The sequence below is a fragment of the Streptomyces sp. NPDC090088 genome (assembly GCF_044747345.1).
Classification (GTDB): Bacteria; Actinomycetota; Actinomycetes; order Streptomycetales; family Streptomycetaceae; genus Streptomyces.
Genome location: NZ_JBIVDZ010000001.1, coordinates 1,406,284 through 1,431,412 on the forward strand (window position 1 = coordinate 1,406,284; position 25,129 = coordinate 1,431,412).

Genomic DNA, 25,129 nt, shown 5'->3' on the forward strand with positions numbered 1-25,129 from the left:
CCGCGTGCCTCATCGCGTGTCGAGGTGCTCGCGGTTCACCCACCCCGGCAGTCCCGGAACCTCCAGGAACCCCTCCGCGCGCGCCGACGCCAGGCCGATGCGCGGCAGGTCCGCGCTCTTCTCGAAGAGCAGGAAACGGGGCTCCCAGATGGGCCGGTACTTGGCGTTCGCCCGGTACAGGGACTCGATCTGCCACCACCGGGAGAAGAAGCTCAGCAGGGACCTCCACAGCCGCAGCACCGGCCCCGCGCCGAGACGCGCACCACGTTCGAAGACCGATCGGAACATGGCGAAGTTGAGCGAAACCTGCGTGATCCGGATCTCTCCGGCGCGCCGCAGCAGCTCGATGACCATGAACTCCATCAGCCCGTTGTCGGAGTCCCGGTCCCGGCGCATCAGATCGAGCGACAGCCCGCCCGGCCCCCACGGCACGAAGGACAGCAACGCCCGCAGCTCACCCGCCCCGTCCGTGCACTCCAGCATCACGCACTGCCCGTCCCGGCCGTCGCCGAGCCGCCCCAGCGCCATGCTGAACCCGCGCTCGGTGGCCCCGTCCCGCCAGTCGTCGGCGCGCCGGACCAGATACGACATCTCGTCCGCCGGGATGTCCTCGTGCCGGCGGATCCGCACCGTGTACCCGGCCCGCTTCACCCGGTTGTAGGCCTGCCGGACGGTCCGCATGGCCCGTCCCTCCAGCGTGAACTCGGCGACCTCCACGATCGCCTCGTCCCCGAGCTCAAGGGCGTCCAGCCCGTGCCGTGCGTACACCGTCCCGGCTTCCTCGCCCGCCCCCATCACCGCCGGGATCCACCCGTGCGCCCGCGCCTCGTCCAGCCACGGCACGATCGCGCCCGGCCAGGCCTCCGGATCGCCGAGCGGATCCCCGGAGGCGAGGCTGACCCCGCCCAGCACCCGATAGGCCACCGCCGCCTTCCCGGTCGGCGACCACACCACGCTCTTCTCCCGCCGCAGCGCGAAGTACCCGAGCGAGTCCCGCTCCCCGTGCCGCTCCAGCAGCGCCCGCAGCCGCTTCTCGTCGTCCTCGGTGAGCGGGTCGACGGCGCGGCGGGAGCGGAAGGCGGCGTAGAAGACGGCGAGCACGAGGACGGTGCTGAGCACGTTGATGACGACGTTCACCCAGGTGGGCGGGGCGATGTACGGGAACCGGGAGGGGTCGGCGGCGACCGACACCAGGCGCAGGGTGCCGTAGTGCCAGCGCTCCAGGAACGTCGAACGCGCGGCGTGCGGGGCCTGGTCGGTGACGGTGACGAGCAGGGCGGCGAGCAGCGAGGCGGCCAGTCCGCCGCCGACGGCGACGGTCGCGGCGAGCCGCGGGTTGGCCCGGTCGCCCTTCGCGTAGAACTCCCGCCGCCCGACGAGCAGCGCCCCCACGAAGGCGGCGGTCAGCACGATCGAGATCCAGTTCTGCGGGTACCGCCGGATCTCCGGGAACGCCATGGCGAACGCGAACAGCGCGAGGAAGAGCCCGCTCAGCACCAGGTTCAGGATCCACGCGGCCCGCTTGCGCCGCCGCATCGTGATCGCGAGGAACGCGGTGAACACACCGGAGGCGAAGCCGGCGGTCAGCAGGTACGGCGTGAAGAAGTTCTCCTGGTTGTGCCGCCGTACGTCCTGCCCCAACGACACCCACACCGCGCTGAGGAAGTTGACGAACGCGACACCCCGCAAGTACCACACGGCAAACCCGGCGGCCCGCTGCGAAACCCCGACGCCCCACCGCCCCCGCTCACGACCACCACACCGCTCAACGGCAATTCGGGCATCTCCCATGGAGAGCGATCATATGGGCGCTCCCGTGACGAACCGCGCCATCCGGGCCAGCAACGCCGCCCGTTCGCCCCCGAGACCCCCTCCCACCCACCACGCCCTCGCAATGCACCAACCCCCACCCGCCGACCTCCCTCTTCCGCCGGCCTCCCGTCCCCGCCCATCTCTTCTGTCCGCCGCGACGGCGATCGGCCGGGACGCCGCAACCCGGCGGTGCCGTCCCGGCCGTGACCCGCCAGGCCCCATGCCCCGCCCGTCGGCTCCGCGCCTCGCCGGTTTCCCTCTTCTGCCGGTCGCTCTCCTCCGCCGGTCCTCTCTGTCCGCCGCGACGGCGATCGGCCGGGACGCCGCAACCCGGCGGTGCCGTCCCGGCCGTGACCCGCCAGGCCCCATGCCCCGCCCGTCGGCTCCGTGCCCCGCCGGTTTCCCTCTTCTGCCGGTCGCTCTCCTCCGCCGGTCCTCTCTGTCCGCCGCGACGGCGATCGGCCGGGACGCCGCAACCCGGCGGTGCCGTCCCGGCCGTGACCCGCCAGGCCCCATGCCCCGCCCGTCGGCTCCGTGCCCCGCCGGTTTCCCTCTTCTGCCGGTCGCTCTCCTCCGCCGGTCCTCTCTGTCCGCCGCGACGGCGATCGGCCGGGACGCCGCAACCCGGCGGTGCCGTCCCGGCCGTGACCCACCGGGCCCCATGTCCCCGCCGGTGCCTACTCCTCCGGCTTCTCCTCGGGTTCCGGCTTCTCGGGCAGTTCTGCTGACAGGGCCGCTGCGGCCTGGACCAGGGGCAGGGCGAGTAGGGCGCCCGCGCCCTCGCCCACGGTCACGCCCTGTTGCAGGAGGGGTTCCAGGGCCATCCGGTCGAGCGCCTTCGCCTGGCCCGGCTCGCCGCTGTCGTGGCCGGCCAGCCACCAGTCGGGTGCCCGGAAGGCGATCCGCTGGGCGACCAGCGCGCACGCGGCCACCACGACCCCGTCGAGCACCACCGGCAGCTTCCGCACCGCGGCCTGCAGCAGGAACCCGGTCATCGCCGTGAGGTCGGCCCCGCCGACCGCCGCCAGCAACTGCAACTGGTCCCCGAGCACCGGCCGCGCCCGCCGCAACGCGTCCCGGATCGCCGCGCACTTCCGCATCCACGCGAGGTCGTCGATGGCGAGCCCGCCCCGCCCGGTCACCACGGACGCGTCCGTCCCGCACAACGCGGCCACCAGCACGGAGGCCGCCGTGGTCCCGCCGACGCTGATGTCGCCGAGCACCACCAGGTCCGTCCCCGAGTCGGCCTCCTCGTCGGCCAGCCCGACGCCCGCCCGGAAGGCCGCCTCGGCCTCCTCCGCCGTCAGCGCGTCCTCGATGTCGATCCGGCCGCTGCCCCGCCGCACCCGGTGCCGTACGACCTCCTCGGGCAGCGCGTCCGGGTCGCAGTCCAGCGCCATGTCCACGATCCGCACCGGCACCCCGAGCCGCCGGGCGAGCACCGCCACCGGGCTGGCGCCCTCCAGGACCGCCCGCACCAGCAGCTCGGCAGTGCCCGCGGGCCGCGCGGAGACGCCCAGTTCGGCGACGCCGTGGTCGCCGGCGAAGAGCAGGACCCGCGGCCGTTCCACCGGCCGTACCGGTACGGAACCCTGCGCGGCGGCCAGCCACTCGCCCAGGTCGTCGAGGCGGCCCAGCGCCCCGGGCGGCACGACCAGCCGCTCCCGGCGCGCCTCGGCGTCCCGGCGTACACCGCCGTCGGGGCGCTCGATCAGATCGGTGAAGTCGTCGAGATTAAGCGAGCTCATTCGCCGAACAGTACCGGCACGGAACCAACGGTTCGGTGCCAGATCGCCACCACACCCGCACGGCGTCTTGGCAGGCAAGATCGGTATCCCATACGTTCCGGTTTGCAGTGGATTGCGTACAGGGACGCGTACCGGGAGCACAGGGAGCCGCCCATGCCGCCCAGACCCGAACTCCACCCGGGCACCGACCGGTTCCACGAGCCGCGCCGCCAGGACTGCCCCTGGTGCGGCTCCAGACGCCTGCGCACCCGGCTGCGCACCCCCGACCTCCTCCACCACCGCCCCGGCACCTTCGTCCTCGACGAGTGCCGGGACTGCGCGCACACCTTCCAGAACCCCCGGCTGACCTGGGAGGGATTCGGCCTCTATCACCGGGACTTCTACGAGGGCCGGCTGGCGGACTACGCCGAACGCGGCCACACCACCCGCGCCGGCCGCCGCCGGCACCGCGCCGCCGTCCGCGCCACGCGAGCACTGCCGGAGCCGGAAAGCTGGCTGGACATCGGCACCGGCCACGCCCACTTCCCGCACACGGCGAAGCAACTGCTGCCCTACACCGCCTTCGACGGCCTCGACCCGACCCTGCGCATCGTGCGGGCCCAGGCGGCGGGCCGGGTCGAGGAGGCCCACCTGGGCCATCTGACCACCCCGGAGGTCCTGACCCGGCTGCGCGCCCGCTACGACGTCGTCAGCATGTTCCACCACCTGGAACACGCCCCCGACCCCCGGGCCGAACTCCGCGCCGCCCTCACCGCGCTGCGCCCCGGCGGCCTCCTGCTCGTCGAGACCCCCGACCCGCGCAGCCCGTTCGCCCGGCTGCTGGGCAAGTGGTGGTTCCCGCACGGCCAGCCGCGCCAGCTGCACCTGCTGCCGCCCGCCAACCTCCGGGCGGAACTGGAAGCCCAGGGCTGCGAGATCCTGGCCACCGACCACCGGGCCCCGCACCTCCCGTACGACCTCTCGGCGGCGGTCGCCCTGCTGTTCGGCCGGCTCCTGCCGAAGCGGTGGCCGCGCGCGAAGGCCCCACTCGTGGCGACGGTGGCGGCGGTCGACCACGCCCTGGCCCCCGTCCTGCGCCGCACCCGCTTCTCGAACACCTACCGGATCATCGCGAGAAAGGGGCGCTGAGGGGGTCGTGAAGGGACACCGAGGGGGGTGCTGAAAGCGGGCGTTGGAGGGCGGCCGCGCGGCTACCTCAGCACCACCGCCTGCCCCGCCACCACCAGCAGCACGCTCTCGCACTCACCCGCGAACGCCGCGTTCAGCCGCCCCAGTTCGTCCCGGTACCGCCGCCCCGACGCCGTCGCCGGCACGATCCCCGACCCGACCTCGTTGGACACGGCCACCACCGTCCGCCGGGTCGCCCGCACCGCGTCCGTCAGCTCCCGCACCCGCTCCCGCAGCGCCTTCTCCCCGCCCGACGCCCACTCCGTGTCGTCCCACGCCCCGACGGAGTCCATGGCGTCGGTCAGCCACAGCGACAGACAGTCGACCAGCAACGGCGGCCCGTCCTCCGCCAGCAGCGGCACCAGGTCGCAGGTCTCCGTCGTACGCCAGGACCCCGGCCGCCGGTCCCGGTGCAGGGCCACCCGCGCCGCCCACTCGGTGTCCCCGCCGCGCGTCCCGCCCGTGGCGACGTACAGCACGTCCGGGAAGGACTCCAGCCGCCGCTCGGCCTCCACGGACTTCCCGGACCGCGCCCCGCCCAGCACCAGCGTCCGGCGCGGTACGTCGGGCACGTCCTCGTACACCCCGACCGTCAGCGTCGTCCCGTCCGGCACCGCCCGGGCCCCGGCCGCCGCCAGCCGTCGCCGGGACTCCGCGCCGGGCGGCACGTCGTGGTCCAGATGGACGGCGACGACATCCGTGGCCGGCCCCACCGCACCCACCGCCCGCAGCCGCGCCAGCGCGTCCGGGCGTCCCACGACGTCGAGGAGCACCAGGTCGTACGAGTCCGCGCTCCCGTTCTCCAGCCCGGCCGGCGCCCCGCCCGGCGGCAGGTACAGCAGCCGCTGCCCGTCGGGACCGGTCACCGCGTACCCGGTGCCGCCCGCGTCCATCGCCACCGCCCGCACCCGATGCCCCGTCAGCAGCGCCAGCTCCCGCCCGTCCGGCACCCGCACCGGCTGCGGCAGCCCGGACGGCACCTCGACGGCCGGCCCGTCGTGCGGATGCGACAGCAGCGCCTGCCGCACCGCACCGAGCGACCGTCCGGCCCGCGCCGCCGCGAACGCCGCACCCGGCGTCAGATCCAGCAGCAGCGTCCCGTCCACCAGCACCGAGGTCGCGGCCCGCGCCTCCGCCCCGACGGCACGGGCACACACCGCACACGGACAACCAGGACGAGGCAGCCCCTCAGGAGCACCGGTACCGAGCAAAGTCACTTCCACGCCATGATTTTCACCCGTCCCGACGGTTCTCGCTTCAGCGGACGCCCCGAACAGCGCGCCCCGAAGGGGCGGGGGCTGTATTGATATGCGGCTCCGCCGCGTGGCGCGCTCAGCCCCCACCGAGCCCGCACACAAGCCCACAACCAGCGGAGTTTTTCCCGGCGCCCTTATACGATGCACCAGTTGGATCAAAGGAGGCCTACATGGCGGCATGGACGTGGCGGTTCGAGAAGGCCGACGGGACGGAGGTCCAGCCCGCGGTGGAGCCCGAGGAGTTCACCACCCAGGGCGACGCCGAGTCCTGGATCGGTGAACAGTGGAAGGCCCTGCTGGCCGGCGGCGCCGACCAGGTACGGCTCTACGAGGACGCCACCGAGATCTACGGCCCGATGAGCCTGCACGCGGACGAGTCCTGAGACGTGCCGGTCCGGGGCGGCCCGCACAGGGCCGCCCCGCCGTCACTGCTCGCTACTGCTCGCTCAGCGTCACATCCACCGTCCGCCGGACGCCGTCCCGGCTGTACGTCACCGTCGTCCGCTGCCCCGGCCGGTCCGACGCGAGCGACACGGCCAGTGAGGTGATGGTGGTGATGTCGTCCTCACCCACCTTGGTGATGACGTCCCCGGCCCGGATGCCCGCCTTGTCGGCCGCGCCCCCCGGCCGCACGGTCACCACGGCCACCCCGGCGGGCTGGTAGTTCTCGTCGACGACGGTGCGCCCGGTGATGCCGAGCGCGGCCCGCCCCGAGTCGGTGACCTTGCCCTGCTTGATGATCTGGTCGGCGACCGTCCTCACCATCGACGCCGGGATGGCGAACCCGATCCCGGGCGCCGCGCTGCCGCCGAGGTCGGGGTCGCTCGCGGCGAGGGTGGGGATGCCGACGACCCTGCCGTCCAGGTCGACCAGCGCACCGCCGCTGTTGCCGGGGTTGATGGCCGCCGAGGTCTGCACCATGTTGGGGATGGTGGCGCCCGTACCGCCGCCCTCGCGGTTCTCGCTGACGGTCCGTCCGGTCGCCGAGACGATGCCCTCGGTCACGCTGGACGACAGCCCGAGCGGCGAGCCCATGGCCAGCGTGATCTGCCCGACCTGGACTTTCTCGGTGTCCCCGAAGGAGGCCGCCTTCAGCCCGTCCGGGACCTTGTCGAGCCGGATGACCGCCAGGTCCTGCTCGGGATAGGAGTAGACGAGCGTCGCGGTGAGCGGTTCCTCGTTGTTGGCGGTCGTCACCCGGAACGTCTTCTCGTTCCCGACGACATGCGCGTTGGTGACGATGTGTCCGTCGCCGTCGTAGACCACGCCCGAGCCCAGGTCGCTGCTGGCCTGGATCTGCACGACCGACGGCAGGACGTCCTTGATCACCTTCTGGTACTGGTTCTGCAGATCGGTCGCCGACATCGGGACGGCCGCCGCCCGGGCCGCCCCGGTCGAGGCGTCCTCTGCCGCGCCGCCGCCGAGGGCGGAGCACCCGGAGACGAGGACGAGGCAGCAGGAACCGAGCGCGGCGGCCGTACGAAGGGTCGTCCGGCGGGCGGGGGAAGCGTCCATGTCCCGAGTCTCGTCGCGCCGCTGACGGTCCGGCGCGTGCTGCTGATCCGAACGAGCGGCGCCCGCGGAGGTCAGCCGCGGACCCCGCACAGATGCAGCAACGCCGCGACGGCCCGGTACGGATCGGTCCGCCCGGCCCGCTCCTCCGCCGCGAGGAGGGTCTCCACGTCGTCGGGTATCTCCGCGTCGTCCGCGGCCGTGTCCGTGAACACCCGTACGCCGTACCAGGAGTGCAGGGGCGCGCCGATCCCGGCGAGGGCGTCGGTGAGCGTGCCCAGCCGGTCGGCCCGGACGTCCAGTCCGAGCCGGTTGCGGTAGGAGACCGAGTCGAAGGCGCCGAACGCCCCCGCCCAGTCCCCGCTCAGCCCCGGCCGCATGGCCAGCGCGTCCGCGTTGCGCACCAGCAGCGAGAGCAGTCCGCCCGGCGCGAGCATCCGGGCCAGTCCGGCCAGCAGCGCGTCGGGCTCCTCGACGTACATCAGCACACCGTGGCAGAGCACCAGGTCGAAACTGCCCGGCAGGAAGTGGACGCCGGTGTCCCGGCCGTCCCCCTCGACGATCCGCACCCGCTCGCGGATGCCCTCCGGCTCACCGGCCAGGGCCTGACGCGCGGCCGCGACCATCGCCGGTTCCTGCTCGACCCCGGTCACCTGGTGCCCGGCCCGGGCCAGCCGCAGCGCCTGGGTGCCCTGGCCCATCCCGACGTCGAGCACCCGCAGCCGCTGCCCCACCGGGAACCGCCCGGCTATCTGCTCGTCGAGCTGACGGGCCACCAGCTCCTGTCGTACGACATCACGCAGCCCGCCCAGCCTGGTCAGCCAGACCTTCGCCGCACCCCCGGAGAACGGCTCTGTGCTCAGGGCCGCTCTCCGCGCTTGACCTGCGGCTTGGGCAGCCGGAGCCGGCGCACCTGGAGGGAGCGCATCAGCCCGTAGGCGACGGCGCCCTTCTTGTTCTGGTCGGGGAAGCGCTCGGCCAGGCGCTTGCGCAGCCGGAAGCCGCTGACGGCCGCGTCGAGCACGATCAGCACGATCACGATCAGCCACAGCAGCAGCGCGATGTTCTTGATCGCCGTGTTGTTGATCACGCTCATGACCAGGATGACCACGGCCAGCGGCAGGAAGAACTCCGCCACGTTGAAGCGCGAGTCGACCCAGTCGCGGGCGAACCTGCGGACCGGGCCCTTGTCACGGGCGGGCAGGTACCGCTCGTCGCCGGTGGCCAGCGCCTGGCGCTGCCGCTCCATGGCGGCGCGCCGGTCGTCGCGCTGGCGCTTGGCGGCGTCCTTGCGGGTCGTCGGCGTGTTGGCCACGCTGCGCCGCTGGGTCTGGGCCTCACTGCGCTTGGGCGTGGGCCTGCCCTTCGGGGCCTGCGGGTCACGGGTCTGCTTGGAGTCGGTCACCGCCGCCTTGTCGGCGGGGGCCTTCTCATCCTTGGCACGGCTACGGAACACAAAACCCAAGGGTACGGGGTGGCGGGGTGTGGGCCCTAGTCGGGCGGGGAACGATCCCGCAACGCCAGTCGTCTCCATGGGGGACAGAGGGGATGTTGCAGGCGTTCGGCTCGGGGAGTCACCTACTACCTGTGCCGGAGCGGGACTGTCCGCAGTCGTCCTTGGGGATGAGCGCATCGGTCCCCGAACAGTGCGGTAATGGAGGCAGGGCCCGTACTGTGGGTTCTGTCGCAGGATCGGTGAGCTGGAGTCCGTCAGAAGGGGGCGCGCGAAGCCCATGAGCGGTGTCATGAAGCGTATGGGGATGATCTTCCGCGCGAAGGCGAACAAGGCCCTGGACAGGGCCGAGGACCCGCGCGAGACCCTCGACTACTCGTACCAGAAGCAGCTCGAACTGCTGCAGAAGGTCCGCCGGGGCGTCGCCGACGTGGCGACCAGCCGCAAGCGGCTCGAACTCCAGCTGAACCAGCTCCAGCAGCAGTCCTCCAAGCTGGAGGACCAGGGCCGCAAGGCGCTCGCGCTCGGCCGTGAGGACCTCGCCCGTGAGGCGCTGTCCCGCCGCGCCGCCCTCCAGCAGCAGGTCACCGACCTGGAGACGCAGCACGCCACCCTCCAGGGCGAGGAGGAGAAGCTCACCCTCGCGGCACAGCGCCTCCAGGCCAAGGTCGACGCCTTCCGTACGAAGAAGGAGACCATCAAGGCCACCTACACCGCCGCCCAGGCCCAGACCCGCATCGGCGAGGCCTTCTCCGGCATCTCCGAGGAGATGGGCGACGTCGGCCTCGCCATCCAGCGCGCCGAGGACAAGACGCAGCAGCTCCAGGCCCGGGCCGGCGCCATCGACGAACTCCTCGCCTCCGGCGCCCTGGACGACCCGACGGGCATGGCCAAGGACGACATCGCCGCCGAGCTGGACCGCCTCTCCGGTGGTACGGATGTGGAGCTGGAACTGCAGCGCATGAAGGCCGAGCTCGCGGGCGGTTCGCCCCAGCAGGCGATCGAGGGCGGCACCGGCCAGGGCCAGCAGGCGCAGCAGCCGCAGGACACCCCGCGCTTCGACAAGCAGTAGCTTCGACGGGCAGTAGCCGACGCCTGGAGGGCGACATGGCCGACATGGTCGTAAGGATCATGGGGGAGGGCCAGGTGAGGCTGGCCGACAGCCACCTCACCGAACTGAACAAGCTGGACGACGAACTCCTCGCGGAGACCGAGTCCGGTGACGAGACGGCCTTCCGCCGCACCCTCACCGCCCTCCTGGACAAGGTCCGAGAACTGGGCACGCCGCTGCCCGACGACGCCCTGGAGCCCTCGGACCTCATCCTCCCGTCCCCGGACGCGACCCTGGAGGAGGTCCGGGCCCTGCTGAGGGACGACGGCCTGATCCCAGGCTGATTCCCTCGGCTCCCGGGCGAGCTTGGTCCCGGTTCGCCCCCGCCTCGGACCGAGCCTCCTGGCCGACCGAGTCGGGTGGGTGGGTGGGTGGGAAACCCGGCGGTGCCTGGAGCGGCCCGAGCGCACAGTTCCGGTCGGCGCGAACCGGCCGTACTGTTCAGATCGTGAGCACCTTCGAAAGAGCCCGGTGTACGGCCGGCGCCCATCCCCTCGCCGTGGACGCGGTCATCGCCGCCGGCGTCCTGGGGTGCATGGTCGTCAGCTCGTTCGCGGTGCCGCACGGTGCGCACGGCGTCGCCTGGGGCATCCGGACCCCGGCCCCGCTCAGCCTCGCCCTGATGACCCTGGCCGCCGCGGCCCTGGTGTTCCGCCGGTTCGCCCCGAAGACCGTGCTGGCCGTCACCGGCGCCGCCGCCGTCGTCGAGTGCGTCACCGGCGACCCCCGCGCCCCCGTCGCGATGGCGGCCGTGGTCGCCCTCTTCACCGTCGCCGCCACCACCGACCGCCGCACCACCCTGCGGGCCGGCCTGCTCACCATGATCGTGCTGACCACCGCCGCGATGGCCGCCGGACCGCTCCCCTGGTACGCCCAGGAGAACCTCGCGATCTTCGCCTGGACCGGCATCGGCGCCACCGCCGGGGACGCGGTCCGCAGCCGGCGCGCCGTCGTCCAGGCCATCCGGGAGCGCGCCGAGCGGGCCGAACGCACCCGCGAGGAGGAGGCCCGGCGCCGGGTCGCCGAGGAGCGGCTGCGGATCGCCCGCGACCTGCACGACGTCGTCGCCCACCACATCGCCCTGGTCAACGTGCAGGCCGGGGTCGCCGCGCACGTCATGGACAAGCGGCCCGACCAGGCCAAGGAGGCCCTCGCCCACGTCCGCGAGGCCAGCCGCTCCGCGCTCAACGAACTCCGCGCCACCGTCGGCCTGCTCCGCCAGACCGGCGACCCCGAGGCACCCACCGAGCCCGCCCCCGGCCTGCACGTCCTGGAAGAGCTCGCCGACACCTTCCGCAACGCGGGACTCCAGGTCGAGGTCGCCCGCGCCGACCACGGCACCACCCTGCCCGCCGCCGTCGACCTGGCCGCCTACCGGATCGTCCAGGAGGCCCTGACCAACGTGCAGAAGCACGCCGGATCCGAGGCCAAGGCCGAGGTCAGCGTCGTACGCGTCGGACCGCACATCGAGGTCACCGTCCTCGACAACGGCTCCGGCGAGGACACCGCCCCCGAGGCCGGCGGCGGCCACGGCCTGCTCGGCATGCGCGAGCGCGTCACCGCCCTGCGCGGCACCCTCACCACCGGCCCCCGCTACGGCGGCGGCTTCCGCGTCCATGCGATCCTGCCGGTCAAGACCGACACCGACGGCCGTACGAACGACCGTACGGCCGCCCTGGGGGATTCCGTATGACGATCCGTGTCCTGCTCGCCGACGACCAGGCACTGCTGCGCAGCGCGTTCCGCGTGCTTGTCGACTCCGAGCCCGACATGGAGGTGGTCGGCGAGGCCTCCGACGGCGCCGAGGCGGTCCGGCTGACCCGGGAGCAGCAGGTCGACGTCGTCCTGATGGACATCCGGATGCCGGGCACCGACGGGCTGGCCGCGACCCGGCTCATCAGCGAGGACCCGTCCCTCGACCGGGTCCGGGTGGTCATCCTGACCACCTTCGAGGTCGACGACTACGTCGTCCAGGCACTGCGCGCCGGCGCCTCCGGCTTCCTCGGCAAGGGCAGCGAACCCGAGGAACTCCTGAGCGCCATCCGGGTCGCCGCCGGCGGCGAGGCACTGCTCTCCCCGACCGCCACCAAGGGCCTGATCGCCCGCTTCCTCGCCCAGGGCGACGCCGGCGACGCCGGCCGCGACCCGGCCCGCACCGAGCGGCTCGACGCGCTCACCTCCCGCGAGCGCGAGGTCCTCGTCCAGGTCGCCGGCGGGCACTCCAACGACGAGATCGCCGAGCGCCTGGAGGTCAGTCCGCTGACCGTGAAGACGCACGTCAACCGGGCCATGGCCAAGCTGGGCGCCCGGGACCGGGCGCAGCTCGTGGTGATCGCGTACGAGTCGGGTCTGGTCCGCCCGAGGATGGACTGATCTCCACCCGGGCGTACTGCGGCCGGAGTAGGAACCGGATAAGGGAACGGGACCCAGGGCCTACGTGAGCAGGGTCCCGCATGGGTGAGGGTGGTGGGGTGGGCGCTCACAGGTGCCCCCTGTGCCGCTCATCTGCCGCTCACAGCAGCTCACCGAAAAGAGACCCTGACCCATGTCCTGGCTGTCCAGATTCAGCCTCGCGCAGCGGGCCCTGATAGGCCTCATGTCCCTGATCGCGCTCGTCTTCGGGGCGATCGCCATCCCCCAGATCAAGCAGCAGCTGCTGCCGACCATCTCCCTGCCCGTGGTGTCGGTCATCGCCCCGTACCAGGGGGCGGCGCCCGACGTCGTCGAGAAGCAGGTCATCGAGCCGATCGAGAACAACCTCGAAGGCGTCGACGGCGTCACCGGCGTCACCTCCACCGCGAGCGAGGGCAACGCCGTCATCATGGCGTCCTTCGACTACGGCAACGACACCAAGCAGCTGGCGGCCGACGTCCAGCTGGCCGTCAACCGCGCCCAGCTCCCGGACTCCGTCGACCCGCAGGTCATCTCCGGCTCCACCGACGACATGCCGACCGTGGTCCTCGCCGTCACCTCCGGCAAGGACCAGCAGGCTCTCGCCGACCAGCTGGACAGGACGGTCGTCCCGGACCTGAAGAACATCGACGGCGTCGGCCGCGTCCAGGTCACCGGCGTCCGCGACCTCCAGGTCACCGTCACCCCGCAGGACGCGAGGCTCGCGCGGGCCGGGCTCACCTCCGCCGCCCTCGCCCAGTCGCTCCAGGCGGCCGGCGCGACCGTGCCGGCGGGCTCCTTCGACGAGGACGGCGCCAACCGCACCGTCCAGGTCGGCGGCGGCCTCACCTCGCTGCGGCAGATCGAGGACCTGATGGTCACCGGGCAGGGCGTGCAGAAGCCCGTGCGCCTCGGCGACGTGGCCACGGTGAAGGAGCAGGAGGCCCCGGCCGACTCGATCACCCGCACCGACGGCCGCCCCAGCCTCGCCGTGAACGTCACCATGGACCACGACGGCAGCGCCGTCTCCATCTCGAACGCGGTCAAGGACAAGCTGCCGAAGCTGCGCCAGGACCTCGGCTCCGGCGCCACCCTCACGGTCGTCAGCGACCAGGGCCCGGCGGTCTCCAAGTCCATCAAGGGCCTCACCACCGAGGGCGCCCTCGGCCTGGTCTTCGCGGTCCTGGTCATCCTGGTCTTCCTGGCCTCGGTCCGCTCGACCCTGGTGACGGCGGTGTCCATCCCGCTGTCCGTCGTCCTCGCGCTGCTCGTGCTGTGGACCCGCGGCCTCTCGCTCAACATGCTCACCCTCGGCGCGCTCACCATCGCCATCGGCCGGGTCGTCGACGACTCGATCGTGGTCCTGGAGAACATCAAGCGCCACCTCGGCTACGGCGAGGAGCGCCAGTCCGCCATCATCACGGCGGTCCGTGAGGTGGCCGGCGCGGTCACCTCCTCCACCCTCACCACGGTCGCCGTCTTCCTGCCGATCGGCCTGGTCGGCGGCATGGTGGGCCAGCTGTTCGGCCCCTTCAGCCTCACCGTCACCGCGGCCCTGCTGGCGTCCCTCCTGGTCTCCCTGACCGTCGTACCGGTCCTCGCGTACTGGTTCCTGCGGGCCCCCAAGGGCACCTCCGAGGACACCGAGGAGGCCCGCCGCAAGGCCGAGGAGAAGGAGGCGAACAGCCGCCTGCAGCGCGCGTACGTCCCCGTCCTGCGCTTCGCGACCCGGCGCCGCCTCACCAGCGTGCTGATCGCGATCGTCGTCCTGGTCGTCACGTTCGGCATGTCCGGACTGCTGAAGACGAACTTCTTCGACCAGGGCGACCAGGAGGTCCTCACCGTCAAGCAGGAGCTGAAGCCCGGCACCAGCCTGGCCGCGACCGACGCCCAGGCGAAGAAGGTCGAGAAGCTCCTCGCCTCCGTCGACGGCGTCAAGGACTACCAGGTCACCGTCGGCTCCTCCGGCTTCATGGCGGCCTTCGGCGGCGGCACCGACACCAACCAGGCGTCGTACTCGGTGATGCTGGACGACGCGAAGTCGTACGACAAGGTGCAGAACGCCATCGAGGACGGCCTGCACAAGCTCTCCGGCATCGGTACGACCACCGTGTCGGCCGGTGACGGCTTCGGCAGCCAGGACCTGAGCGTCGTCGTGAAGGCGGCCGACGGCGATGTGCTGCGCACGGCCTCCGAGCAGGTCCGGGCGACGGTCGCCAAGCTGGACGACGTCACCGACGTCACCAGCGACCTGGCGCAGAGCGTGCCGCGCATCTCCGTGAAGGCCAACTCCAAGGCCGCGGCCGCCGGGTTCGACGACCAGACGCTGGGCGCCGCCGTCACCCAGGCCGTGAAGGGCACGACGGCCGCGAAGGCGACCCTGGACGACACCGAGCGGGACGTCGTCGTGAAGTCCGCCAAGCCGGCCGAGACCCTCGCGCAACTGCGCGCGCTCAAGCTCGGCCCGGTCAAGCTCGGCGACATCGCCACCGTGAAGCTGGTGGACGCCCCGGTGTCGATGACCCGGATCGACGGCCAGCGGGCCGCGACCATCAGCGCGAAGCCCACCGGTGACAACACCGGCGCGGTCAGCACCCAACTCCAGTCCAAGATAAAGGCGTTGAAGCTCCCGGCGGGCGCGACGGCCTCGATCGGCGGGGTCACCTCGGACCAGGACAGCGCGTTCAAGAACCTGGGCCTGGCGATGCTGGCGGCGATCGCGATCGTCTTCATGCTGCTGGTCGCGACCTTCCGCTCGCTGGTCCAGCCGCTGATCCTGCTGGTCTCCATCCCGTTCGCGGCGACCGGCGCGCTCGGCCTGCTGATCGTCACCGGCACCCCGATGGGCGTCCCCGCGATGATCGGCATGCTGATGCTGATCGGCATCGTGGTGACCAACGCGATCGTCCTGATCGACCTCGTCAACCAGTACCGGACGCAGGGATACGGCGTCGTCGAGGCCGTGATCGAGGGCGGCCGGCACCGGCTGCGGCCCATCCTCATGACGGCCCTGGCGACCATCTTCGCCCTGCTCCCGATGGCGCTCGGCGTCACCGGCGAGGGCGGGTTCATCGCCCAGCCGCTGGCGGTGGTCGTGATCGGCGGTCTGATCACCTCCACCCTGCTCACCCTGCTGCTCGTGCCGACGCTCTACGCGATGGTCGAGCTCCGCAAGGAGCGCCGGGCCGGGAAGCGGGCCGCGAAGAAGGGCCAGGGGGCCGCGGAGTCCGCCCCCGCGTCCGAGGAGCCGCAGCCCGCGGCCGTCTGACGGTCCCCGCCGACGGCGGCCGGTTCCCGGCACACCACCGGGAACCGGCCGCCGTCCCTGCACGCCTGGCCATCGGCCCCGGCCACCGGCCCCGGGCCTCGGCCGCCGACCCGGCCACCGATCGTCCGACACCGGCGTTCCGTATGCTGGCGCCGCGAACTGCCGGTCGTGGAAGGGGAATCGACGTATGCCGCTGCACAAGGACGATCCACGGTCCCTGGGCGGCTACAAGCTGGTCGACCGGCTGGGGGCCGGCGGCATGGGCATCGTCTACCGGGGCCGGTCGCGCTCCGGGCGCGAGGTCGCCGTCAAGGTGGTGCACGCCCAGTACGCCGAGGACCCCGTCTTCCGGGCCCGGTTCCGGCAGGAGATCGAGGCCGCCCGCCGGGTCAGCGGCGCCTTCACCGCGCCCGTCCTGGACGCCGATCCGGACGCCCGGGCGCCCTGGATGGCCACCCAGTACGTACCCGGCCAGTCCCTCGCCGCCCGCATCCGCGCCCATGGCGCCCTCCGTGTCGCCGAGTTGCGCCCGCTGGCCCTCGGCCTGGTGGAGGCGCTGCGGGACATCCACCGGACCGGGATGGTGCACCGCGACCTGAAGCCGGCCAATGTCCTGATGGCCGGCGACGGCCCCCGGGTCATCGACTTCGGCATCTCCCGGGCCGCCGAGAACCACAACACCCTCACCGAGACCGGGCAGATGGTCGGCACCCCGCCGTTCATGTCCCCGGAGCAGTTCACCGACGCCCGTACGGTCGGCCCCGCCTCGGACGTCTTCTCGCTCGGCGCGCTGCTGGTGTACTGCGTCACCGGACGCGGCCCCTTCGACGCCGACAGCCCCTACCTCACCGGCTACCGGGTGGTCCACAACGAACCCGTCCTGGACGGCGTCACCGGCCCGCTGCGCACGGTCCTGGAGCGCTGCCTGGCCAAGGACCCCGCCGACCGCCCCGGACTCGACGACCTCTCCCGGGAGTTCGCGGCGGCCCTGCCGGAGCCGGCCCCCGGCGAACCGGAGACGATGACCCTGCGGCTGCCGTCGGCCCGGCCCCTCGACGCCGCCACCGCGCCGACCGACGCGACGTCCGGTCCGGGGGCCGACGGCGACCGCACGACCGGCACCCGCTCCGGCCGCCGCCGGATCCGGGGCCGCCGTACCCTCTGGGCGGCGGTCGGCACGGTGGGCGCGCTGACGCTGGGACTGCTGTGGTACGTCCGGTTCGGACCGGGTTTCGCGGACGGCCCCGGAGCGGCGGGCTCCTCCTCGGCCTCCCGCTGGGCCGCGGTGCCCACCGGCTGGCAGCCCTGGCAGACGACGGTGTACAAGCCGGCGGACCGGGGCGAGGTCAAGGCGCTCGGCACACCGGCGGACGGCCAGGCGGACTGCCTGAGCCAGGGCGGCAGCGTCTACTGCGGAGGCCACGGCGTCCTGCCGGTACGGCTGGACGGCCGGACCGGCAGGACCCTCTGGCGCGCCGCGCTCGCGGCGCCGGGCGACGATCCCAGCCGGTACGACTCCTGGGTCCTCGGGGTGTACGACGGCACGGTCCTCGTCCGGGAGACCCTCACCGAGGAAGGTGCCGAGAACAACCCGACCTTCGTCGTCGCCCTCGACGCGACGAGCGGCTCGCAACTGTGGATCCGCAAGGTCAACGACGAGAACGTCGACCTGGTCATGGCCGGTGACGTCGTGCTCACCGCCGAGAGCGACGGCCGTACGGTGACGGCCCGCTCCCCGCGCACGGGCAAGGCGCGCTGGGCCATGACACTGCCGGCCCACACCTACTGCACGTTCCTGCCGGCCGGAACCGACGTGTACGCGCAGTGCTTCCCCACCGAGCAGAACGCCAAGTACTCCTCGCTCCTGCAGCTGGACCGCGGCGACGGAACGGTCCTCGCGCGTCGGCAGATCCCCTTCGAGAGCGGCTTCCTCGGTGTCGTCGACGGCCATCCGGCCCTGGTCCTGGCCGACGAGGAGAGCGGCTCGACGTCCCTGCAGGACTCCAGGTTCACCAGGATCCTCCTGACGGACCCGACGACCGGCGGCCGGACGACGACGAAGCTCGCGAAGACCTACGAGGGCTCGGTGACGCTCGCCTCGGACACCCTCTGGATCACGGGCGCGAACGGCGAGGTGGCGGCGGTGTCCCCGCTGACCGGCAAGGAGCTGTGGCACACCCGCACCAGCGTGGAGAACTCCGGCTCCCCGACGTACGACTCCCGCACCCACACCCTCTACCTGGCCAGTCCCAGCGGCCGGGTGGCAGCCCTGGACACCCGCAAGGGCACTCTCCTCTGGCAGACGTCCCCACGCGTCGGCACGGCCTCGACGGACGGGGCGTCCGATCCCAAGGCACTGCTCTACGGGGGCGTGGTGACCGTCATGACCCCCGACGGCACCCTCTTCAGCCTCGACCCCGCGCACCCCGGGCGGAAGTCCGGCCCGGGGTGACACAGGGGGCGTACGGCTACGGCAGCGCCAGCATCCGCTCCAGGGCCAGCTTGGCGAAGGCCTCGGTCTCCTGGTCGACCTCGATGCGGTTGACCAGGTTGCCCTCGGCCAGCGACTCCAGGGTCCAGACCAGGTGGGGGAGGTCGATGCGGTTCATGGTCGAGCAGAAGCAGACCGTCTTGTCGAGGAAGACGATCTCCTTGCCCTCGGGGGCGAAACGGTTCGCGAGACGGCGGACCAGGTTCAGCTCGGTGCCGATCGCCCACTTGGAGCCGGCCGGGGCCGCCTCCAGGGCCTTGATGATGTACTCGGTCGAGCCGACGTAGTCCGCGGCGGCCACGACCTCGTGCCGGCACTCCGGGTGGACGAGGACGTTCACGCCGGGGATGCGCTCGCGTACGTCGTTGACGGAGTCCAGGCTGAAACGGCCGTGGACCGAGCAGTGGCCGCGCCACAGGATCATCTTCGCGTCCCGCAGCTGCTCCGCCGTGAGCCCGCCGTTCGGCTTGTGCGGGTTGTAGAGGACACAGTCCTCCAGGGACATGCCCATGTCCCGGACGGCGGTGTTGCGGCCCAGGTGCTGGTCGGGGAGGAAAAGGACCTTCTCGCCCTGCTCGAAGGCCCACTCCAGGGCCCGCTGCGCGTTCGACGAGGTGCAGATCGTGCCGCCGTGCTTGCCCGTGAACGCCTTGATGTCCGCGGACGAGTTCATGTACGAGACGGGTACGACCTGCTCGGCCACGCCGGCCTCGGTCAGCACGTCCCAGCACTCGGCGACCTGCTCGGCGGTGGCCATGTCCGCCATCGAGCACCCGGCCGCCAGGTCCGGCAGGACCACCTTCTGGTCGTCCGAGGTCAGGATGTCGGCGGACTCGGCCATGAAGTGCACACCGCAGAACACGATGTACTCGGCCTCCGGACGGGCGGCCGCGTCCCGGGCCAGCTTGAAGGAGTCGCCCGTGACATCGGCGAACTGGATGACCTCGTCGCGCTGGTAGTGGTGGCCGAGCACGAACACCTTGTCGCCGAGCTTCTCCTTGGCCGCGCGGGCGCGCGCGACCAGATCCGGGTCGGACGGCGAGGGCAGGTCGCCGGGACACTCGACGCCCCGCTCGCTCCTCGGGTCGGCCTCACGGCCGAGCAGCAGCAGGGCGAGCGGAGTCGGCTGTACGTCGAGTTTCGGGGTCTGGGCGGTGGTCACGACACGCACCCTTTCTACTTTTCGTCGATCTGACGTTATCTATCATAACTGCTTCACGTCACTTTGACGATGGCCATTGCGTCGATGTGACATGAATCCCGGCGCCGCTGTGCGTGACTTCGGGCGTGTGCGAGCATGAAGAAGTAGAAAACGCGAGAACGCGAATGCCGGGCCGGAATGAAACAGCGGACCCGCCGGTTGCACTCGTCGGCAAGCAGTCTCCGTACAACCCGGGAGAGATGTAGATGTCCGTATCGGACGAGACCAGCACCGCCACCGACGGCATCATCCTGAGCGACGCCGCCGCGGCCAAGGTCAAGGCCCTGCTCGAGCAGGAAGGCCGTGACGACCTCGCCCTGCGCGTCGCCGTCCAGCCCGGTGGCTGCTCCGGCCTGCGTTACCAGCTCTTCTTCGACGAGCGGTCCCTCGACGGCGACGTCGTCAAGGACTTCGGCGGGGTCAAGGTCGTCACCGACCGCATGAGCGCCCCGTACCTGGGCGGCGCGTCGGTCGACTTCGTCGACACCATCGAGAAGCAGGGCTTCACGATCGACAACCCGAACGCGACCGGCTCCTGCGCCTGCGGCGACTCCTTCAGCTGAGCCCAGCGGCTGACCGACACGAAGGCGGCGGCCCCTCGCAACGAGGGGCCGCCGCCTTCGTGCTGTCCGCGCTCAGCCGTCCTGCGGGGTGAGCGTCGTGGCCTTCTCCTTCGGGACCGCGCCACCGTCCGTGCCGACCACCTTCCGGCCGTCCAGCGGCGCGTCGAGACGCACCGTCTGGTGGTACTGCTTGGCGATCAGGATGCAGATCTTGTCCGGCCAGGGCGTCTCGGTGACCTTGACCACCACCTGCTCCGAACCCTCGTCCACCGTCGCCTTGTAGTCGGCGCACACCCCGCCGGTGAAGGCGACCGTCAGATCACGGCCCTCGGCCGTGTACCCGTCCACCTTCACGTCCTTCTGCGTGGCACTGGCGCTCGCCGAGGGCGTCGACGCGGGCGTCGAGGCGGACGCCAGGTACTTCGGGTCCACCGCCGGATAGGTGACGGTGTACGAGTCCGCGGCCCCGCGCACCTGGAACAGCCAGGACGGCACCAGCGCCTGCTGCCCTGCGACGGACTGGGCCGCCAGCCCGAACACCGCCTTCTCGATCACCGCCGAGGACGCGGACGGCGACGATCCGGTCGACGCCGTCGACGCGGCGCACGGCTGCTCCAGGCGGTCCTTCAGCGGTACGGGACTGGCGCAGCCGCCGATGCCCATCCGGTGGTCGGAGCGCGGCGCCGCGTTCATCAGGTCCAGCGTCTTCGCGGCGCTCAGCACCGGATACGTGGCGCCCTCGGCCGGCGTCGCCAGCATCCCGTTGCCGCCGACCACCTCGCCCTGCTTGCTGACGGTCAGCCCGGTCGTCCAGCCGTACGTCGGCAGTCCGCCGACCACCGGAGCGGCGTTCACCACCCGCTGCGCACCCATGACCTGGCTCGCGTCGAGCTTCGCGTCGTCCTGCCCGAGCGCCTTCAGCACCGGCGCCGCGGCCTTCTCGGCGTCGGCGACGCTCACCGGGTCACCGGCCGGCGCAGCCGGGTCCTGCGCGCACACCAGGGCGCTCTTGCAGTTGTCGGTGCCGGGGGCATAGCGGTTGTACGTCCAGATGCCCGGTGCGGCCCGGTTCACCTGGAGACTCCCGCCGGAGCCGTCGTTGTCCGTACCGACCTTCCACACCGTGCCCTCGGCGACCGGGGTCCCGTCGACCCCCAGCGCCTTCGCCAGCGCCGCGACCCGGTCCTCGGAGACCGCGCCGGACGGCTGGTACACCGCGGCCGAGCCGGGACCGCCGGGGAGCGTCCCGCTCGCCGTGTAGCTCACGCCGTAGGGATTGGGCTCACCGGGGGCGATGCCGTTGCCGCCGCCGGAGGAGGAGTAGCCGTCCAGGGCCAGGGGCGGGGGAGTGGAGCCACCGGAGGCACCCGGGGCCGTCCCGCCGCCGGAACCGTTGCCGCCGCTGCCGCCGTTCGACGTGAGGTAGGCGCCACCGCCGCCTATCAGGAGTACGGCGGCGGCCACCGAGGCGATGACGAGGGCGGGGGAGCGGCGCCGGGCGGGGTGGTCACCGGCGCCGGGGGGCTCGAAAGCCGCGGGAGCCGCGGGAGCCGCGGGCGTCGCGGACGGTTCGGGCGCCTCGGATGTCTCAGGTGACTCGGCCGCCGTGGGTGTACCGGTCGTCCCGGTCGCCTCGGGGGTGCCGGGCGCATCGAGGGCGTCCGGGCCGTCGGGCGCGGCGGTGAGATCGGGGGTACCCGGCGTGTCGGCGTGAGAGGCAGCTTCCGGCTCGGGTGCCGGTGCGGGCGCAGATGCGGCCTCGGCGGCAGGCGCCACCGCGGGGCCGGGGATCTCTTCCGGCTCCGGGGCCATGCTCGGTTCGGGCACGTCCGCACCCGGCGCGGGGGCCTTCTCCGGCTCGGTCGGCTCAGTCGGCTCGGCCGGTTCCGGAACCTCTTCCACGGCGTTCTCGGCGGCCTCGGCGGTGGCCTGCGCGTCGGCCTCGGCAGCCTCCGGCGACCCCGTGGACTGCCGGGCCTCGGGGGGCTCCCCGGTGGTACCGGCGGCCGCGTCCTCGTCGTTGTCGGGTCGCTCGCTCTTCACCGCATCGCTCCTTGCCGTGTCGTATCCCGCCTCCCCTTCACGGGGGACGGCGATGGGACGCGGGAGGGGAGCGCGCGGTTCCCTGGGAAACGCGCCGGGCGGGACTCAGTCGCCGTAGTCGGACATCGCGTCCAGGAGTCTGGCGGACTTCTTCGGCACGGTCACCCCGTGGATGAGTGACGGCGGCACCGGACGGGCATCGCTGTGATCAGGAACCGCCCAGTGCGGGGCCATCCGCGCGCAGTCACCGCGCAGCGACGCCAGGTCGCCGTCGAGGTCGGCCGGAGCGGGGGCGTGGACCTTGAGGTTCGTCATGACGGAACCGTAAGCACGTCGAGGGCCGCGAAGAAAGATCTACTATCGGGTAGTTTTGGCACCTTCAGGGTGCCCACGCCGACCCGGTAGCGTTAACTGTCAATTACGCCTCCCCCTCAGGAGAGTCCCAGCCGTGCGCATCGCAGTCACCGGCTCCATCGCCACCGACCACCTCATGACCTTCCCCGGCCGCTTCGCCGACCAGCTCGTCGCGGACCAGCTGCACACGGTCTCGCTGTCCTTCCTGGTCGACAACCTGGACGTGCGCCGGGGCGGCGTCGGCGCGAACATCGCGTTCGGCATGGGACAGCTCGGCACCCGGCCGGTCCTGGTCGGCGCGGCGGGCTTCGACTTCGACGAGTACCGTGCCTGGCTCGACCGGCACGGCGTCGACACGGAGTCCGTCCGTATCTCCGAGACCCTGCACACCGCGCGCTTCGTGTGCACGACCGACGCCGACCACAACCAGATCGGCTCCTTCTACACGGGCGCGATGAGCGAGGCCCGCCTGATCGAGCTCAAGACGGTGGCCGACCGGGTCGGCGGACTCGACCTGGTCCTGATCGGCGCGGACGACCCCGAGGGCATGCTCCGCCACACGGAGGAGTGCCGGGCCCGGGCGATCCCCTTCGCCGCCGACTTCTCCCAGCAGATCGCCCGGATGAACGGCGACGAGATCCGGATACTGCTGGAGGGCGCGACGTACCTCTTCTCCAACGAGTACGAGAAGGGCCTGATCGAGACGAAGACCGGCTGGACCGACGAGGAGATCCTCGCGAAGGTCGGCCACCGGGTCACGACGCTGGGCGCGCGGGGCGTGCGCATCGAGCGGGCGGGGGAGGACCCGATCGAGGTCGGCTGCCCCGACGAGGAGCGCAAGGCCGACCCGACGGGCGTCGGCGACGCGTTCCGCGCCGGGTTCCTGTCCGGGCTCGCGTGGGGGGTCTCGCTGGAGCGGGCGGCCCAGGTGGGCTGCATGCTGGCGACGCTCGTCATCGAGACGGTGGGGACGCAGGAGTACCAGCTGCGTCGGGGGCACTTCATGGAGCGGTTCACGAAGGCGTACGGGGACGAGGCCGCCGAAGAGGTCCGGGGTTATCTGGTCTGAGGTGCGGGTGCGGGTGCGTGGGGGCTGGTCGCGCTCACGCGGCGGCAGCCGCAAATCGACTCAGCCCCGCGCCCCTGACGGGGCGCCTCAGCTGGTCCGGCGCACCAAGTAAGCCGTTCCTCTTTCTGCCTTCTCCTCACCCTCGTACTCCTGGCCCCGCATCTCGCACCACGCCGGGATGTCGAGTCGTGCGGCCTCGTCGTCGGACAGGACCCGGACCCTGCCGCCCACCGGCACGGTGCCGATGACCTTCGCCAGTTCGATGACGGGGATCGGGCAGCGCTTGCCGAGCGAGTCGACGACGACTTCCTCCGCCTGCCGCACGACAGCCGTCGGCGTCGGGGCGCCCAGCTTCTCCCGCACCCCCGCCACCACCCCCGGCAGCACCTCCAGGAACCGTTCCACATCCGCCTCTGCCGCGCCCGTCGGCAGCGACACCCGGACGTTCCCCTCGCTGAGCACACCCATCGCCTTGAGCACATGGCTCGGCGTCAGCGTGCTGCTGGTGCAGGACGATCCGGACGAGACCGAGAAGCCCTCCCGGTCCAACTCGTGGAGCAGTGTCTCTCCGTCGACATAGAGACAGGAGAAGGTGACGATCCCGGGCAGCCGGCGCTCCGGGTCCCCCACCACCTCCACGTCCGGTACCAACTCCGGTACCCGCGCCCGGATCCGCGCCGTCAGCTCCCGCAGTCGTACGGCCTCCCGCTCGGCCTCCGCCCGCACGGCCCGCAGCGAGGCGGCCGCCGCGACGATCGCCGGCAGGTTCTCGAAGCCGGGTGCCCGCCCCGACTCCCGCTCGTCCGAGGCCCCTTGGGCGGCGAACCGCACCCCCTTGCGCACCACCAGCAGCCCGACCCCGCTCGGTCCGCCCCATTTGTGCGCACTCGCCGTCAGCAGCGACCAGCCGCCCTCGACCCGCCCCCACCCCAGCGACTGCGCCGCGTCCACCAGCAACGGCACCCCGGCCGCCCGGCACACCTCGGCGACGGCCGCCACCGGCTGCTCCGTACCCACCTCGTGGTTGGCCGACTGGAGACAGGCGAGCGCGGTGTCGGGGCGGAGCGCGGCCTCGTACGACCCGACGTCCACCGCACCCGTCCGCCGCACCGGCACCCGGGTCACCTGTCCGCCGTCGGCCTCCCACGCCTCCGCCGAATGGAGTACCGAGGAGTGTTCGACGGCAGACACGATCAGGTGACGTCCCGTCCGCCGCCGACCGGCCAGCGCCCCCGCGATGCCCGTGTGGACGGCCCGCGTCCCCGATGGGGTGAAGGACAGTTCGTCGGCCCGGCAGCCGACCGCCTCGGCAGCCGCCTCCCGCGCGGCATCCAACAACATCCGCGCCTTCCGCCCCTCCCGGTAGAGGCGGGAGGGATCGGCCCACCCGTCGTCGAGGGCGGCCAAGAGCGCCTGACGAGCAACAGGATGAAGGGGAGCAGCGGACGCAGCGTCAAAGTAGGACACGCAGCAACGTTAAAACGTCTCCAGGGGCAGCCAACCCAGGGGCGCGGGGCTGTGCCGATATGCGCTCCGCCGCGTGGGCGCGACCAGCCCCCACCCACCCGCACCAGCACACGAAACCCCACCAACCCGAGCTATTGGGCGCCCATTCCCACCCCAACCGAGTGACAGGCGACGCGTATGCCCCCCTCCCCGCGAACCCCCGAATCGCGTCGGCTAGGGTTTG

20 protein-coding genes are annotated in these 25,129 nt (G+C 72.3%); 10 read left to right on the forward strand and 10 right to left on the reverse strand.

The features are described from left to right. Positions 1–9: 9 nt before the first annotated feature. On the reverse strand, positions 10–1,791 hold the full coding sequence (locus tag ACIPSJ_RS06200; RefSeq protein ID WP_401343930.1) for a phosphatidylglycerol lysyltransferase domain-containing protein: 1,782 nt from the start codon (positions 1,789–1,791) through the stop codon (positions 10–12). Positions 1,792–2,489: 698 nt separating this feature from the next. Continuing rightward, entirely contained in the window at positions 2,490–3,560 is a 1,071-nt protein-coding gene (cobT, locus tag ACIPSJ_RS06205) for a nicotinate-nucleotide--dimethylbenzimidazole phosphoribosyltransferase (protein WP_359209421.1), read from the reverse strand. 153 nt (positions 3,561–3,713) lie between these two features. On the opposite strand from cobT, the gene ACIPSJ_RS06210 reads away from it, so the two are divergent. After that, a complete protein-coding gene (locus ACIPSJ_RS06210; RefSeq protein WP_359209424.1) occupies positions 3,714–4,688 on the forward strand; it encodes a class I SAM-dependent methyltransferase in 975 nt (324 codons plus the stop codon). Between the two features lie 62 nt (positions 4,689–4,750). Here ACIPSJ_RS06210 and ACIPSJ_RS06215 read toward each other — a convergent pair whose 3' ends face one another. After that, positions 4,751–5,950, reverse strand: coding sequence for a bifunctional adenosylcobinamide kinase/adenosylcobinamide-phosphate guanylyltransferase (locus ACIPSJ_RS06215; RefSeq protein ID WP_359209427.1), 1,200 nt, complete (start codon positions 5,948–5,950; stop codon positions 4,751–4,753). 203 nt (positions 5,951–6,153) lie between these two features. Between ACIPSJ_RS06215 and ACIPSJ_RS06220 the strand changes: the two genes are divergently transcribed. After that, positions 6,154–6,366 (forward strand): hypothetical protein, encoded by a 213-nt coding sequence (locus ACIPSJ_RS06220; RefSeq protein WP_234542644.1) that lies wholly within the window; start codon positions 6,154–6,156, stop codon positions 6,364–6,366. Positions 6,367–6,418: 52 nt separating this feature from the next. On the opposite strand, the gene ACIPSJ_RS06225 is transcribed toward ACIPSJ_RS06220, so the two are convergent. The 3 genes from ACIPSJ_RS06225 to ACIPSJ_RS06235 all read right to left on the reverse strand — a co-directional run bounded on the left by ACIPSJ_RS06225 (position 6,419) and on the right by ACIPSJ_RS06235 (position 9,029). Then, positions 6,419–7,498 carry a S1C family serine protease gene (locus ACIPSJ_RS06225; protein ID WP_401343935.1) on the reverse strand — a complete coding sequence of 360 codons (1,080 nt, stop codon included), beginning with the start codon at positions 7,496–7,498 and terminating at the stop codon, positions 6,419–6,421. Between the two features lie 71 nt (positions 7,499–7,569). Next, positions 7,570–8,271 (reverse strand): methyltransferase domain-containing protein, encoded by a 702-nt coding sequence (locus ACIPSJ_RS06230; RefSeq protein ID WP_365680232.1) that lies wholly within the window; start codon positions 8,269–8,271, stop codon positions 7,570–7,572. Positions 8,272–8,354: 83 nt separating this feature from the next. Continuing rightward, positions 8,355–9,029, reverse strand: coding sequence for a DUF3043 domain-containing protein (locus ACIPSJ_RS06235; protein WP_401343938.1), 675 nt, complete (start codon positions 9,027–9,029; stop codon positions 8,355–8,357). Between the two features lie 199 nt (positions 9,030–9,228). Between ACIPSJ_RS06235 and ACIPSJ_RS06240 the strand changes: the two genes are divergently transcribed. The 6 genes from ACIPSJ_RS06240 (at position 9,229) to ACIPSJ_RS06265 (ending at position 18,170) form a co-directional block, all read left to right on the forward strand. Then, positions 9,229–10,020 carry a PspA/IM30 family protein gene (locus ACIPSJ_RS06240; RefSeq protein ID WP_401343941.1) on the forward strand — a complete coding sequence of 264 codons (792 nt, stop codon included), beginning with the start codon at positions 9,229–9,231 and terminating at the stop codon, positions 10,018–10,020. A gap of 44 nt (positions 10,021–10,064) precedes the next feature. Further along, positions 10,065–10,343 carry a hypothetical protein gene (locus tag ACIPSJ_RS06245; RefSeq protein WP_355726893.1) on the forward strand — a complete coding sequence of 93 codons (279 nt, stop codon included), beginning with the start codon at positions 10,065–10,067 and terminating at the stop codon, positions 10,341–10,343. A gap of 164 nt (positions 10,344–10,507) precedes the next feature. Next, the gene (locus ACIPSJ_RS06250; protein WP_359209439.1) at positions 10,508–11,752 is read left to right on the forward strand and encodes a sensor histidine kinase; all 1,245 of its coding nucleotides are present in this window, start codon (positions 10,508–10,510) and stop codon (positions 11,750–11,752) included. Further along, complete coding sequence (locus ACIPSJ_RS06255; protein ID WP_401343945.1) at positions 11,749–12,432, forward strand: response regulator; 684 nt, start codon at positions 11,749–11,751, stop codon at positions 12,430–12,432. The genes ACIPSJ_RS06250 and ACIPSJ_RS06255 overlap by 4 nt, the downstream gene beginning before the upstream one ends. A 172-nt stretch (positions 12,433–12,604) precedes the next feature. Next, entirely contained in the window at positions 12,605–15,718 is a 3,114-nt protein-coding gene (locus ACIPSJ_RS06260) for an efflux RND transporter permease subunit (protein ID WP_401343948.1), read from the forward strand. Positions 15,719–15,905: 187 nt separating this feature from the next. Next, complete coding sequence (locus ACIPSJ_RS06265) at positions 15,906–18,170, forward strand: serine/threonine-protein kinase (RefSeq protein ID WP_359209447.1); 2,265 nt, start codon at positions 15,906–15,908, stop codon at positions 18,168–18,170. 16 nt (positions 18,171–18,186) lie between these two features. Here the strand turns inward: ACIPSJ_RS06265 and nadA are convergent, their stop codons facing one another. After that, positions 18,187–19,371, reverse strand: coding sequence for a quinolinate synthase NadA (gene nadA, locus ACIPSJ_RS06270; protein ID WP_401343967.1), 1,185 nt, complete (start codon positions 19,369–19,371; stop codon positions 18,187–18,189). A gap of 245 nt (positions 19,372–19,616) precedes the next feature. On the opposite strand from nadA, the gene ACIPSJ_RS06275 reads away from it, so the two are divergent. Next, positions 19,617–19,973 (forward strand): iron-sulfur cluster assembly accessory protein, encoded by a 357-nt coding sequence (locus ACIPSJ_RS06275; RefSeq protein ID WP_355726892.1) that lies wholly within the window; start codon positions 19,617–19,619, stop codon positions 19,971–19,973. Positions 19,974–20,045: 72 nt separating this feature from the next. On the opposite strand, the gene ACIPSJ_RS06280 is transcribed toward ACIPSJ_RS06275, so the two are convergent. Both ACIPSJ_RS06280 and ACIPSJ_RS06285 read right to left on the reverse strand, forming a co-directional pair. Next, positions 20,046–22,016 carry a hypothetical protein gene (locus tag ACIPSJ_RS06280; RefSeq protein ID WP_401343970.1) on the reverse strand — a complete coding sequence of 657 codons (1,971 nt, stop codon included), beginning with the start codon at positions 22,014–22,016 and terminating at the stop codon, positions 20,046–20,048. Positions 22,017–22,121: 105 nt separating this feature from the next. Then, positions 22,122–22,331: a hypothetical protein gene (locus ACIPSJ_RS06285; RefSeq protein WP_093503947.1), complete on the reverse strand. Its 210-nt coding sequence runs from the start codon at positions 22,329–22,331 to the stop codon at positions 22,122–22,124. A gap of 133 nt (positions 22,332–22,464) precedes the next feature. Here ACIPSJ_RS06285 and ACIPSJ_RS06290 point away from each other — a divergent pair, with 133 nt between their 5' ends. After that, positions 22,465–23,439 (forward strand): carbohydrate kinase family protein, encoded by a 975-nt coding sequence (locus ACIPSJ_RS06290; RefSeq protein WP_355723402.1) that lies wholly within the window; start codon positions 22,465–22,467, stop codon positions 23,437–23,439. An 87-nt stretch (positions 23,440–23,526) separates the two neighbouring features. Here the strand turns inward: ACIPSJ_RS06290 and ACIPSJ_RS06295 are convergent, their stop codons facing one another. Beyond that, entirely contained in the window at positions 23,527–24,906 is a 1,380-nt protein-coding gene (locus ACIPSJ_RS06295) for a cysteine desulfurase/sulfurtransferase TusA family protein (RefSeq protein WP_401343974.1), read from the reverse strand. Positions 24,907–25,129 lie beyond the last annotated feature (223 nt).